Here is a 13317-nt window from a genome sequence, read left to right as displayed (position 1 = left end):
GAGGCTAGCCGACAACCCGACGGGTGTGTCCGAGTTGTGCACAAGACGAAGGCCGGGGCGCCTCGTCGCACCCCGGCCCTCGCCCGTCGGTCGGTCAGCTCACGTCGTCGTCGACCCAGTCGAAGGTCTTGGTGACGGCCTTCTTCCAGTTCCGGTACTGCCGGTCGCGCTCGTCGTCGGCCATGGCCGGCTCCCAGCGCTTGTCCTCGGCCCAGTTGTCGATGACGTCCTGCTCACCGCTCCAGAACCCGACGGCGATGCCGGCCGCGTAGGCCGCGCCCAGGGCGGTGGTCTCCGCGACCTTCGGCCGGACCACGGGGACGCCGAGGATGTCCGCCTGGAACTGCATGAGCAGCTCGTCCTGGACCATGCCGCCGTCCACCTTGAGCTCGGTCAGGTCGACGCCCGAGTCGGCGTTCATCGCGTCCAGGACCTCGCGGGTCTGGAACGCCGTCGCCTCGAGCGCGGCCCGGGCGATGTGCCCCTTGTTGACGTACCGCGTCAGGCCGACGAGCGCGCCGCGGGCGTCGGACCGCCAGTACGGCGCGAACAGGCCCGAGAACGCCGGCACGAAGTACGCGCCACCGTTGTCGTCGACGGTCTTGGCCAGCTCCTCGATCTCGGGTGCCGACGAGATGATGCCGAGGTTGTCGCGCAGCCACTGGACGAGCGAGCCGCTCACGGCGATCGAGCCCTCGAGCGCGTACACGGTCGGCTGGTCGCCGATCTTGTAGCAGACCGTCGTCAGCAGACCGTTCTTCGACGGGACCGGCGACGTGCCCGTGTTGATCAGCATGAAGTTGCCGGTGCCGTAGGTGTTCTTGGCCATGCCGACCTCGAAGCACGCCTGCCCGAAGGTGGCGGCCTGCTGGTCGCCGAGGATGCCGGCGATCGGCACACCCGGGACCATGCCACCCTCGCGGCCCGTCCCGTACACCTCGGACGACGACCTGATCTCGGGCAGCATCGACAGCGGGATGCCCATGTCCGCGGCGATGTCCGCGTCCCAGGACAGCGTCTCGAGGTCCATCAGCATGGTGCGCGACGCGTTGGTCGGGTCGGTGACGTGCACGCCGCCGTCGACCCCGCCGGTCATGTTCCACAGCACCCACGAGTCGGTGTTGCCGAACGCCAGGTCACCGGCCTCCGCCTTGGCGCGGGCACCCTCCACGTTGTCGAGGATCCACTTGACCTTCGGGCCCGAGAAGTAGGTGGCCAGCGGCAGGCCGACCTTGGCCTTGTACCGCTCCGCACCGCCGCCGAGCGCCCCCAGCTCCTCGGCGATCTTCTGCGTGCGCGTGTCCTGCCAGACGATCGCGTTGTAGACCGGCTTACCGGTGGTCCGGTCCCAGACCACCGCCGTCTCGCGCTGGTTGGTGATGCCGACCGCGGCGAGGTCCTTGTAGGTGAGGTTGGCACGGGTCAGCGCGAGACCGACCACCTCACGGACGTTCTTCCAGATCTCCTCGGCGTTGTGCTCGACCCAGCCGGCGCGCGGGAAGATCTGCTCGTGCTCGATCTGCCCGGTCTCGACGATCTGGCCGGAGTGGTCGAAGACGATCGCGCGGGAGCTCGTGGTGCCCTGGTCGATGGCAAGGACGTACTTGGTGTCGGGCATGGTGAAGATTCCTCCGGTGGTTCGGGTGGCCCGGACGGCGCTCGCGGGGGGTGTGGAGCGCCGCCCGGACGGGGGACGACTGTGCTGTGGCGTCAGCCGATGTGACGTCAGCCGATGTAGACGGACGCCACGAGGCCGGCGATCGCGCCGCCGACGAGGGGGCCGAGGACCGGCACCCAGGAGTACCCCCAGTCGCTCACGCCCTTGCCCCGGATGGGCAGGAGGGCGTGCGCGATGCGCGGACCGAGGTCACGCGCGGGGTTGATGGCATAGCCGGTGGGGCCACCGAGGCTGGCGCCGATGCCGACCACGAGGAGGGCGACAGGGATCGCCCCGAGGGCGGCGGGCGTCTTCGCGAACGCGAGGATGACGAAGACGAGGACGAACGTGGCGATGGCCTCGGTGAAGAAGTTCCAGCCGTAGGAGCGGATGGCGGGACCGGTGGAGAAGACGGCGAGCTTGGTGCCCGGGTCGGCATCCTCGTCGAAGTGCTTCTTGTAGGCGAGGAAGGCGAGTGCGGCACCTATCGCGGCACCGGCCATCTGGGCTGTGACGTAGAGGAAGCCGTTCGCCGCCGTCACGGGGATGCCGGGTGCGAACTCCTCCGCCCCACTCGTCCAGATGCCCATGGTCACCGCGGGGTTCAGGTGCGCCCCCGACTTGAACGCGACGTACACACCCGAGAAGACCGCGAGGCCCCATCCGAAGTTGATGAGGAGCCAGCCGCCGTCGAAACCCTTGTTCTTCGGCAAGATGACGTTCGCGACCACACCGGCGCCGAGCAGGATCAGCATGCCGGTACCCATCACCTCCGAGACGAAGGCGTCACCTATTGTGTAGTCCACTGTCGACCCTTTCTGACGGACATCGTTGTCACGTGCGCCCCGCGGATGGCCGCGGGGAGTCTTCAGGTCCCGACGGGTCCGGACGATCCCTTCCCCGCGGGTGATCCCGGCTTGGTGCCGGCTCCCGTGGCCGCCCCCTCGTCGAGCATCGGCGACACGTCGCCGGCGCGCAGCCGTACCTTCACGGCCTCCGCGTCGTCCAGCTCCTGCGCGGCGGCGTCCTCCGCCTCGCACCGCGCGCGGTACGCCTCGATCTCCCGGCTGCGCGTGTGCGCGTCCCAGCCGAGCACGGGGGCGACGAGGTCGGCGATCTCCTCGATCGCGCCCAGGCCCTTGTCGGCCTGCTCGTAGTTGAGCCGGGTGCGGTGCATGAGGACGTCGTCCAGGTGCAGCGCACCCTCGTGGCTGGCGGCGTAGACGATCTCGGCGCCGATGTACGCGTCGGCGCCCTGCAGCGGCTCGGCCAGGGCCGGGTCGGCGTCGACGAGGTCGATGAGCTCGCCCAGCAGCGAGCCGTAGCGGTGCAGCAGGTGGTCCATGCGCGGGCGGGTCCAGCCGTACTTCTGGCTGATCGCCCGGGCCTGGCGCTGGAACACCTGGAGGCCCTCGGCGCCCACCAGCGGCAGGTCGTGCGTGATGGACGGCAGGCTGGTGGCGCGGCTGCCGATGGCGAAGTCGACCGCGTCCTTGGCCATCACGCGGTAGGTGGTGAGCTTGCCGCCGGCGATGACCGTCAGGCCCGGCGCGGGGGCGGCCACCGTGTGCTCGCGCGAGACCTTGGCGGAGCTGGTGCCGGCCTTGACCTGCGGCTGGAGAAGCGGACGCAGTCCGGCCCAGGTGCCGATGATGTCGTCGCGCGTGATCGGCCGGGACAGCACCGCGTTGGCGTGCTCGATGACGTAGTCGATGTCCGCGCTCGTCGCGACGGGGTGCACCAGCTCCTGCTCCCAGGGCGTGTCCGTGGTGCCGATCACCCAGTACCGCGACCACGGGATGATGAACAGCACCGACTTCTCGGTCTGCAGGATCAGCCCGACGTCGCCGGCGATGCGGCTGCGCGGCACGACGATGTGCACGCCCTTGCTGGCCAGCACGCGCAGCCCGCCCTCGGCCCCCGCCAGCGACTCGGTCTGCTCGGTCCACACGCCGGTCGCGTTGATGACGGCCCGCGCCCGGACGTCGATGTGCTCGCCGGTCTCCAGGTCCACCACCTCGGCGCCGGTGACCGCGCCGCCCGTGGTGGTCTGCAGGTCCGCCACCTGCGTGCGGGAGGCGGCGTGCGCGCCGTAGCTGACGGCGGTGCGCACGAGGGTCTCGACGAGGCGGGCGTCGTCGACGCTGGCGTCCCAGTACCGGACCGCGCCGATCGCGGCGTCGTGCCGCAGGTCCGGGAAGAGCCGCTCCATGCCCTTGCGGGTCAGGTGCCGGTGGATGGGGAGCGCGCGCTTCGAGCCGGTGACCGACGCCAGCGTGTCGTAGAGGGCCACGCCGGCGCCGACGTAGGCCCGCTCCCAGACGCGGTTCTCCAGCGGGTACAGGAAGCTGACCGGCTTGACCAGGTGCGGTGCCAGGCGGTTGATCAGCAGGTCACGCTCGGTGAGCGCCTCGCGGACCAGGTGGAAGTCGAGCATCTGCAGGTAGCGCAGACCGCCGTGCACCAGCTTGCTGGACCGGCTGGACGTGCCGCTGGCCCAGTCCTGCGCCTCGACGATCGCCGTGGACAGTCCTCGGCTCACCGCGTCGAGCGCGATCCCCGCCCCGGTGACGCCGCCACCGATCACGAGGACGTCCAGCTCGTTCCCGCGTTCAGCACTCCCACGCATCGCGTCGAGTGCGTCCTGTCGTGCCTGGGCCGTCAGCGGCGCGGTCCTCATCCGTCGTACCCCCGGTTGGTTGTTGCGCTGGGTGGTGCTCGATCCGGCTCGCCCGGTACGGGCTTGCTCGCTATCGTCGTCACCAGGCGAACGAACGCGCAACCGGGCTGCACAAACGTGCAACGTCGATCGCGGACGGGGAGGGGGTCGCGATGTACATCGAACGGGAGCAGGACGTGCTGCGGGCGGCCTCGATGTACTACCTCCAGGACATCAAGATGGAGGTCATCGCGCGGCACCTGGGCACGTCGCGGTCGACCGTCTCGCGGCTCATCAAGCGCGCCCGGCAGTCGGGGCTGGTCGAGATCACGCTGCGCCCGGCGAGCACGCGTGCACCCGGGCTCGGCCGGACGATCGCGGCGGCGTTCGGCATCGACACCTACGTCGTGCCCGTGCCCGACTCGGCCAGCCACATCGAGCGCCTCGACCAGGTGTCGATCACCGCGGCCCGCCTGCTGTCCTCGTGGTTCGACTCCGACATGGTGCTCGGCGTCGCGTGGGGGACCACGCTGGCGTCGGTGTCGCGGTACCTGGCGCCGAAGCCGACGCGCGGCTCCGCGGTGGTCCAGCTGAACGGTGCGGCGAACATGCGCACCAGCGGGATCGAGTACGCCAGCGACCTGATCTCGACGTTCGGCACGGCGTTCGCCGCGGCCGTGCACCACTTCTCGGTGCCCGCCTTCTTCGACTACCCCGACACCAAGGCCGCCATGTGGCGCGAGCGGTCGGTGCGGCGCGTGCTCGACATGCAGCGCCGCGCGGACATCGCCGTGTTCTCCGTCGGGGCGGTGGCCGGGGCGGTGCCGTCGCACGTCTACTCGGCCGGCTACCTCGACGACGCCGACGTGAAGAACCTGCACGACGAGGGCGTCGTCGGCGACGTCTGCACCGTCTTCCTGCGCGCCGACGGGTCCTGGCAGGACGTGCACCTCAACGAGCGCGCCACGGGACCGACCCCCGTCGAGCTGCAGCGGGTCCCGCGGCGCGTCTGCGTGGTGGCCGGCGACAACAAGGTCGCGCCGCTGCTCGCCGCCCTGCGTGCCGGGGTGGTGACCGACCTCGTCGTCGACGAGATCACCGCGACCGGCCTGCTGGACGCGGCCGAGCCACCCCACCCCCGGCGCGTGCGCGCGCGGGCACCGGGGTAGGCGCTCACGCCGCGGCCGACACCGCCGCGGGCTCGACGATGACCAGCACCTGGCCGGGACCCACCTGGTCGCCCGGGGTCACGACGATGTCGACGACCGTGCCGGCGACCGTCGCCGTGACCGGGGCCTCCATCTTCATGGCCTCCAGCGCCAGCAGCTGCTGACCCCGCTCCACGACGTCTCCGGGCCGGACGTCGACGCGGAAGACCGTCGCGACGAAGGGTGCCTCCACGCCCTCGCACCCGTCGGGGACCTCGGTGTCGGCCGCCGGGGCGGGTGCGTCGGGCTCGATCACGCGGTCGAACTCGCCCGCCGCCGCCCACGCGTCGCGCTCCGCGCCGAACGCCGACGCCTGCTGGGCACGGAACGCCTCGATGTCCGGGGCGTTCTCGGCCAGGAACCGCTGGTGCTCCGCGATCGAGAACGTGCCCGGGTCGATGGCGACGTCGAGCCGCCCGGCGGCCATGTCGGCGCGCATGTCGAGCAGCTCGTCCGCGCCCACGGGGTACCAGGAGATCCGGTCGAAGAACCGGAGCAGCCACGGGGTGCCCGGCTCGAACGGCCGGTGGCGCGCGTGCGTGTCCCAGACCTGGATGGTGCGGCCGACGAACTGGTAGCCGCCCGGACCCTCCATGCCGTAGATGCACAGGTACGCGCCGCCGATGCCGACCGCGTTCTGCGGGGTCCACGTGCGGGCCGGGTTGTACTTCGTGGTGACCAGGCGGTGCCGCGGGTCGAGCGGGGTCGCGACGGGGGCGCCCAGGTACACGTCGCCCAGGCCCATGACCAGGTACGACGCGTCGAACACCGTCCGGTAGACGTCGTCGACGGAGGACAGGCCGTTGATCCGGCGGATGAACTCGATGTTCCACGGGCACCACGGGGCGTCGTCGCGGACCCCCGCCATGTACCGCTCGATGGCCTCCCGGGTGGCCGGGTCGTCCCAGCTCAGCGGCAGGTGCACCGTCCGGCTCGGCACGACGAGGTCCGTCGTGGCGGGGAGCGTGTCCTCGATCTCGCGGACCATGTCGAGGGCCTTCCGCAGCGGCAGCCGGTCGGGGTCGACGTGCAGCTGGAGCGAGCGGATGCCCGGGGTGAGGTCGACGATGCCGCGCAGCCCGTCGTGGTCGACGCGGTCCTGGACCTGCTGCGCGAGGGCGTGCACGCGCATCCGGGACGCCAGGTCGAGCGTCATCGCCCCGTACTCGACCAGGAGGTTGTCGTCGCCGCTGCGGCGGTAGGTGACGTCGGTGTCGCTGTCCTTGCGCGCGAGGATCCCGCCGTCGTCGTGCGCCGGCCGCGTCGCGCGCGGGGTGGCCTGCGGTCGCCTGCGGAGCGCGTCCGCCTCGGCCTCGTCGACCGGCACGAACCGCACGGTGTCACCGGGGCGCAGCTGCCCCAGCTTCCACAGCTGGCCGAGCGCGACCGTCGCGGGGCACGTGAAGCCGCCGAGCGACGGGCCGTCGGGGCCGAGCAGGATCGGCAGGTCGCCCGTGTAGTCCACGGCGCCGACCGCGTACGGGGTGTCGTGGATGTTCGACGGGTGCAGGCCCGCCTCGCCACCGTCGGGCCGCGCCCAGGTGGGCTTGGGGCCGACGAGCCGGACGCCCGTGCGTGCGCTGTTGAAGTGGACCGCCCAGGTGGTGGCGTAGAACTCGGCGACGTCGCCCGGCGTGAAGAACTCCGGTGCGGCGTGGGGGCCCTCGAGGGCGCCGACCTGCCAGGCGCTCGTGATCAGGGGGCGGTCCTGTGGCGCGACGGCCTGTGCTGCTCGTCCGGCCCCGGCCGCGATCCCCAGCTGGTCACCCGAGCGCAGCGGCACGCCGGTGGTGCCACCGATGCGGCCCAGGTCGAACGTCGCCGCCGACCCGAGCACCTGCGGCACGTCCAGACCGCCCCTGACCAGCAGGTACGTGCGCATGCCGACCGCCGGGGCGCCGAGCGCGAGCACGCCACCGGGCGCAATCTCGACCGGCTCCCACTGCGGGACCGGCACGTCGTCGAGCGTGATCGTCGCCGGTGCGCCGGTCACCATGACCGTCGCGCCCGTGACGAACCGGAGCTCCGGGCCGGCCATCGTGCACTCCAGGCCGGGCGCACCCTCGGGGTTGCCCAGCGCCGTGTTGCCCAGCCGGAACGAGAGGTCGTCCATCGGCCCCGACGGCGGGATGCCGACGTGCCACAGGCCGGTGCGGCCCGGCCAGTCCTGCACGGTGGTGAGCATGCCCGGACGCAGCACCTCGATGCGCGGCGTCTCGTCGTGCAGGTGCGCGAGCGTGCCCGTGTGGTGCAGCGCGGCCGCGACCTCGGGGGCGTGCACGATCGTGCGGAGCAGGCCGACGTTCGTCGCGATTCCGGTCAGGCGGGTGGCGGCGAGCGCCTCACCGAGCGCCGCCCACGCGGTCTCGCGGTCGGCACCGGCGGTGATGACCTTGGCCAGCAGGGGGTCGTAGTGGGTGGACACCTCGCTGCCGGGCTCGATCCAGGTGTCGACGCGTGCTTGGGAAGGGACCTCGAACGCGGTGATCGTGCCCGCGCTCGGCAGGTGGTCGCGGTCCGGGTTCTCTGCGTAGACGCGCGCCTCGACGGCGGCTCCCCGCGGTTCCAGCACCGTGTCGACGACGGACGTGTCGCCCTGCGCCAGCCGGATCATCCACGCGACCAGGTCGACACCGAACACGGCCTCCGTGACCGGGTGCTCGACCTGCAGCCGCGTGTTGACCTCGAGGAACGCGGCCTCCTCGCGCTCGGCGTCGTAGACGAACTCGACCGTGCCCGCGGACCGGTAGTCCACCGACGCCGCGAGCGTGCGGGCGGACGACGCGATCAGCGCGCGGACCTCGTCGGGAAGCCTGGGCGCAGGAGCCTCCTCCACCACCTTCTGGTGCCGGCGCTGCAGGGAGCAGTCGCGGTCGCCGAGGGTGACCACGCGGCCCAGCCCGTCGCCGAACACCTGCACCTCGACGTGCCGCGCGGCCGTGATGAGCCGCTCGAGGTAGACCCCCGCCGAGCCGAACGCGGCGCCCGCGGTCCGGCGCACCGCCTCCCAGGCTTCCCTGAGATCGTCGGCCGACGCGCACGCGCGCATGCCGATGCCGCCACCGCCCGCCGTCGCCTTGAGCATGACCGGGTAGCCGATCGACTCCGCCGCCGCGACCGCCTCGTCGAGGGTCTCCAGCAGACCCGTGCCCGCGAGCATCGGCATGTCCACCGCCCGGGCCGCGTCGCGAGCCGTGTGCTTCGACCCGAACAGCTCCAGCTGCTCCGGCGTCGGCCCGACGAACGCGATGCCCGCCGCCTCCGCCGCCCGCGCGAAGCCCGCGTTCTCCGAGAGGAACCCGTAGCCCGGGTGGATCGCGCCCGCGCCCTGGGCGAGCGCGGCGTCGAGGATCAGGTCGCTGCGCAGGTACGACTGCGCCGCCGGGGCCGGGCCGAGGCGGACCGCGGTGTCGGCGAGGTGCACGTGGGCGGCGCCCGCGTCCGCGTCCGAGTAGACCGCGACCGTGCGCAGACCCAGCGTCTTCGCGGTCCGCAGGATGCGCACGGCGATCTCGCCGCGGTTGGCGACGAGGAGGGTGTCGAAGCTCATCGTGCCGCCTCCTGGTCGCTGCCCGAGGTGACGACCATGCGCACCGGTGTCGGGTCGAAGCCGTTGCACGGGTTGTTGATCTGCGGGCAGTTGCTGACCACGACGAGCACGTCCCGCTCGGCCCGCAGGGAGACCGACAGGCCCGGCGCGGAGATGCCGTCGACGATGCCGAGCGCGCCGTCCGGGTCGACCGGCACGTTCATGTACCAGTTGATGTTCGAGACCAGGTCGCGCTTGCCCAGGCCGTACCGGCCGCCCTCTGCGAGGAAGTTCTCCGCGCACGCGTGCTGGGCCCAGGTGTGGTTGCCGTAGCGCAGGGTGTTCGACTCCTTCGAGCACGCGCCGCCCAGGGTGTCGTGCCGACCGACCTCGTCGGCGACCACCGTCATCAGCGGGCCGTACTCGCAGTCGCGGAGGACCGAGCCGGTGGTCAGGAAGACCGAGTCCTGGCCCTGGATCGTGTCGGGTGCGCTGTAGCGCAGGGTCGTGTCGACGGCGTCGAAGACCAGGAAGTCGACGGCCTGGTTGCCGCCGAGGTCGACGATGGTCAGGACGTCGCCGGCGTGCACCACGGCCGACCAGGGCGCGCGGGCGGGGACGACGTCGTCGAGCAGCGTGCCGGTCATGCGATCCCCCGTGCGGTCAGGTCGGCCTGGGTGTTGACGAAGGCGCGGCGGCCCTCCGGTGTGGCGGCCCACAGCGGGTCGGTGTCCGTCGTCGGTGCGCCCGTCCAGGCCAGCACCTCCAGCGGCGTGCTCACGAACTCGCGCGGGTCGAGCGGGTGCGCGGTGTTGGCGACGAGCAGCAGCAGCGGCACCTCGGCGCGCAGCGTGAGTGTGGTGCCGGGGCCGGCGGACCCCTCGAACACGGGGCGGCCGTCGTCGTCGATCCGGACGCCCTGGAAGAACGAGATGCTCGGCGGCAGGTCGCGTCGGCCGAGGTCGTGCTTGGCCGCCGCCAGCGCGAACAGCTCGCGCCCGGCGGGCGTCGGGCCCTGCGCGCTGCCGTCGCCGTACCGCTCGTCGTTGCGGGCCCGCGTCGTCGTCCCGTACAGGGCGTCCTGCCGGCCCGACGTGTCGCCGACGATGCTCGCGAGCACGCGGCCCTGGTCGCTGAGCAGCAGGTGGCCCGCCGTCAGGTACACCTGCCACTGGACCTTGACGGTGTCCGCGACGTTCAGCCGCTCCCACGGTCGGTCCAGCCGGTAGGCCAGGACGTGCGCGCAGGCGTCGCCCTCGACGTCGGTCAGCCGGACGTGGGTGCCGCGCGCGACGGCGAGGTGCGTGTAGCCGCCGCCGGCGACGAGCTCCGCGTGCACGAGCGTGGCCGGGTCGACCTCGCTCGGCGGCGTGGGGAGCGACCGCGCGGGTCGCGTGGGCATCGTGGCGACCGTGCCGACGGCGTCGGCCTCCTGCGCCCGGGCGTGCTCACGGGCGCCGGCGGTGGTCCCGGTGGTGGTGGCGGTCATCGCGTCCTCGATTTCTGTCGACTGACAGAAACAGGCTCACGCCCCGACGTTCCGCCCCGGTCACCGCCAGGTAAACCTCCTGTTACGCCGCCCGCTGCGTCCGCACTCAGGCGGGCTCCGCCCCGCACGAGTGCGGACGCTCGCGGTGAGGAGCCGCCTGCGTCCGCGCTCCGGTGGGTTCGGACCCGCACGAGCGCGGACGTCCGCGGTGTCTGGCGGGGTGCGTGCGCGGGATCGGAGGGGCGGACGGTGCGGGCGGGGGAGGGATGCAGGGGCGGTGGTAGCGTCGGCTCGCCATGGCACGCAGACCCGGTCGACCGCGCGCGAGCGGTGACCCCGACGGTGAGCGCGACACCCGTCGCGACGTGCTCGACGCGGCCGCCGCCCTCTTCTGCACCGTCGGCTTCACGTCGACCAGCACCCGTGCCGTCGCCGACGCGGCGGGCGTGCGCCAGGCGTCGATCTACCACCACTTCGCCGGCAAGGACGCGATCCTGCTGGAGCTCCTGCTCGGCACGGTCCGGCCGTCGCTCGAGCTCGCCGACGCCCTCGCGGCCGGCACCGAGCCCGCAGCTGCCCGCCTGTGGACCCTCGTGCACGCCGACGTCGGCCTGCTCTGCGCGGGGCCGGTGAACCTGGGCGTGCTGTACATGCTGCCCGAGGTGGCCGGGGAGCAGTTCGCCGAGTTCCACGGGCTGCGGTCGCGACTGCGCGCCCGGTACAGCGAGCTCGCGACGGCGGCCGACGACGGCGCCGACGACCGCGGTGCACTGGTCCTCGGCCTTGTCGAGTCGGTGATCCTGCGCCGCCGCGACACCCCGGACCTCGACGTCGCCGCCGTGCAGGACGCCGTGGCCGACGGGGTCCTCCGGCTCGTCGGCTGCACCCCTGCCGAGATCGCGCTCGCCCGAGCGCTCCCGGTCGCGCTCACGGTCTGACGCACCCGCCCGTCGTCTGGCGCTCGTCGCGCGGCCCGTTCGTCGCGCTCGCCCCGACGAACCCGACAGGAGTGCCGGGAGGCGCTCCAGGACGACCCTCATGTCGGGTTCGGCGGAGGACGGCCTCCTACGCGCGCGCGTACGCGGGTGCTGCGGTCGCCGATTTAACACAAGCGTTTCGTGCGCGCATCGGATCCGACACAGGCCGGGTGGTCAATGAACCTGTCGGACGACAGAAACTCTGCCGGCCGGTCGTCGAACCCCCCCAGACCTGTCTGCCGTCCCCTCGGAGCCCCCATGATCATCGCCGGAGTCGGACTCTCCGTCCTCGCCGTCGTCCTCGTCGGCATCGTCGTCGCCCGCAAGGTCGACGGCGACAGCGCCAACTACCTCGTCGCCGGCCGCCGCCTCGGCGTCCCGCTCGTCGCGGCCTCCCTCATGGCGGCCGCCGTCGACTCCAACGCCACCGTCGGCAACACCGACCTCACGTCGTCGTTCGGGTTCTGGGCCGGGGCGTCCCTCGCGCTCGGGCTCGCCATCTGCCTGCTGCTCACCGGCTTGTTCCTGGCCAAGCCGATGAACCGCATGAAGCTGTTCACGCTGGCCGACTTCTACCGGCTCCGGTACGGGCGCGGGGTCGAGGTGGCGTCGTCCGTCTTCATGATCTTCGCGTTCGCCATCCTCATGGCCGGCAACCTGGTGGCCTGCGGGTACCTGCTCGAGCGGTTCCTCGGCATCGACTACACCGTCGGCGTGCTCGTCGCGATCGCCCTGGTGCTCGTCTACACGATCGGCGGCGGCATGTTCTCCGACGCCCACACGGCCGCGATCCAGATCGTCATCACCGTCGTCGCGACGATCTGCCTGGTGGTCTGGTTCGGCACGACGTACGGGTTCGAGGTCGCGCCCGGCATGGGTCCGTTCGACTTCGAGCAGCTCACCCAGACCAGTGCGGGGGCCCCGATCAACTGGGCGACCCTCATCGCGCTCGGCATCGGCGACATCGTGGCGATCGACTTCATGCAGCGGATCTTCGCCGCGCGAAGCCCGGAGACCGCGCAGAAGTCCTGCTTCACGGGCGCCGCGGGCACGGCGATCATCGGCGTCGCGTTCGCGATGGTGGCCCTCGGCGCGTCGTCGGTGCTGGGTCTGACCACCGAGAACGGCCCGATCCTCTTCCAGCTCCTCGACGACTACGCGCCGTCCGGACTGACGGTCCTCGTCCTGTCCGGCATCGTCGCGGCCTCGTTCTCGACGGCGTCCGGCGCGATCCTGGCGACGTCCGCGGTGGCGGTCCGCAACATCTTCGGCGTCCGCCGGGTCGTCTCGATCAAGGAGGAGGGTGTCCGCGACCCGCTCCTGCTGTGGACCCGCGTCGCCATGATCCCGATCGTCCTGCTCGGCATCGGCATCGCCCTCAAGGTCGCCCAGACCGGCATCCTGCTGACCCTCGCGTTCGACCTCATGCTCGCCGGCCTGCTGGTGCCGTTCATCCTGGGGCTGTTCTGGAAGCGTGGCGGCACCCGCGCGGCCGTCGCGGCACTCGTCGTCGGCGTCACGGTCCGCCTGGTGCTCTTCGTCCTGACGCCCACCGTCTACGGCGTCCCCAACGACGTCTGGTACATCCCGAACGACCTGATCGACGCGTCGTTCGACGGCTGGCCGACGTTCTGGGGGTTCGGCGCCTCCTTGATCGCCTACCTGGTCGCCGCCGCGATCTGGCCGCGCACCGTGTCCGAGGAGGCCTGGTCCATCGCGGACGGCATGCCCGACGAGACGCTCCCGGCTCCCGTCGCCGCCGAGCCGGAGCCCGCCGTCTGACGACCGGGCGCGTCGG

Annotated in this window: 9 protein-coding genes; 3 read left to right on the top strand and 6 right to left on the bottom strand. The window is 72.1% G+C overall.

Going from position 1 to position 13317, the window contains the following annotated elements; translation table 11 throughout:
- Positions 1-94: 94 nt before the first annotated feature.
- From glpK to ACXJKF_RS11245, 3 genes are all read right to left on the bottom strand, one after another.
- On the bottom strand, positions 95-1618 hold the full coding sequence (glpK, locus tag ACXJKF_RS11255; protein ID WP_456787804.1) for a glycerol kinase GlpK: 1524 nt from the start codon (positions 1616-1618) through the stop codon (positions 95-97).
- Between the two features lie 107 nt (positions 1619-1725).
- Positions 1726-2424 carry an MIP/aquaporin family protein gene (locus ACXJKF_RS11250; protein WP_456787848.1) on the bottom strand — a complete coding sequence of 233 codons (699 nt, stop codon included), beginning with the start codon at positions 2422-2424 and terminating at the stop codon, positions 1726-1728.
- Between the two features lie 101 nt (positions 2425-2525).
- Entirely contained in the window at positions 2526-4337 is a 1812-nt protein-coding gene (locus ACXJKF_RS11245; RefSeq protein ID WP_456787803.1) for an FAD-dependent oxidoreductase, read from the bottom strand.
- 152 nt (positions 4338-4489) lie between these two features.
- On the opposite strand from ACXJKF_RS11245, the gene ACXJKF_RS11240 reads away from it, so the two are divergent.
- The gene (locus ACXJKF_RS11240; RefSeq protein WP_456787802.1) at positions 4490-5485 is read left to right on the top strand and encodes a sugar-binding transcriptional regulator; all 996 of its coding nucleotides are present in this window, start codon (positions 4490-4492) and stop codon (positions 5483-5485) included.
- 4 nt (positions 5486-5489) lie between these two features.
- Here the strand turns inward: ACXJKF_RS11240 and uca are convergent, their stop codons facing one another.
- From uca to ACXJKF_RS11225, 3 genes are read right to left on the bottom strand one after another with little or no spacing between them, the layout of a single operon-like run.
- Complete coding sequence (gene uca, locus ACXJKF_RS11235) at positions 5490-9074, bottom strand: urea carboxylase (protein WP_456787801.1); 3585 nt, start codon at positions 9072-9074, stop codon at positions 5490-5492.
- Positions 9071-9700 carry an urea amidolyase associated protein UAAP2 gene (locus tag ACXJKF_RS11230; RefSeq protein ID WP_456787800.1) on the bottom strand — a complete coding sequence of 210 codons (630 nt, stop codon included), beginning with the start codon at positions 9698-9700 and terminating at the stop codon, positions 9071-9073. The genes uca and ACXJKF_RS11230 overlap by 4 nt, the downstream gene beginning before the upstream one ends.
- The gene (locus ACXJKF_RS11225; RefSeq protein ID WP_456787799.1) at positions 9697-10542 is read right to left on the bottom strand and encodes an urea amidolyase associated protein UAAP1; all 846 of its coding nucleotides are present in this window, start codon (positions 10540-10542) and stop codon (positions 9697-9699) included. The genes ACXJKF_RS11230 and ACXJKF_RS11225 overlap by 4 nt, the downstream gene beginning before the upstream one ends.
- 296 nt (positions 10543-10838) lie before the next feature.
- Here ACXJKF_RS11225 and ACXJKF_RS11220 point away from each other — a divergent pair, with 296 nt between their 5' ends.
- Positions 10839-11480, top strand: a complete 642-nt coding sequence (locus tag ACXJKF_RS11220; RefSeq protein ID WP_456787798.1) for a TetR/AcrR family transcriptional regulator — start codon at positions 10839-10841, stop codon at positions 11478-11480.
- 297 nt (positions 11481-11777) lie between these two features.
- The gene (locus tag ACXJKF_RS11215) at positions 11778-13301 is read left to right on the top strand and encodes a sodium:solute symporter family protein (protein ID WP_456787797.1); all 1524 of its coding nucleotides are present in this window, start codon (positions 11778-11780) and stop codon (positions 13299-13301) included.
- Positions 13302-13317: the final 16 nt, after the last annotated feature.

Source organism: Cellulomonas sp. P5_C5 (genome assembly GCF_054049655.1).
Note: the sequence above shows the minus strand (reverse complement) of the source record. Positions and strands in the feature narration are given on the sequence as shown.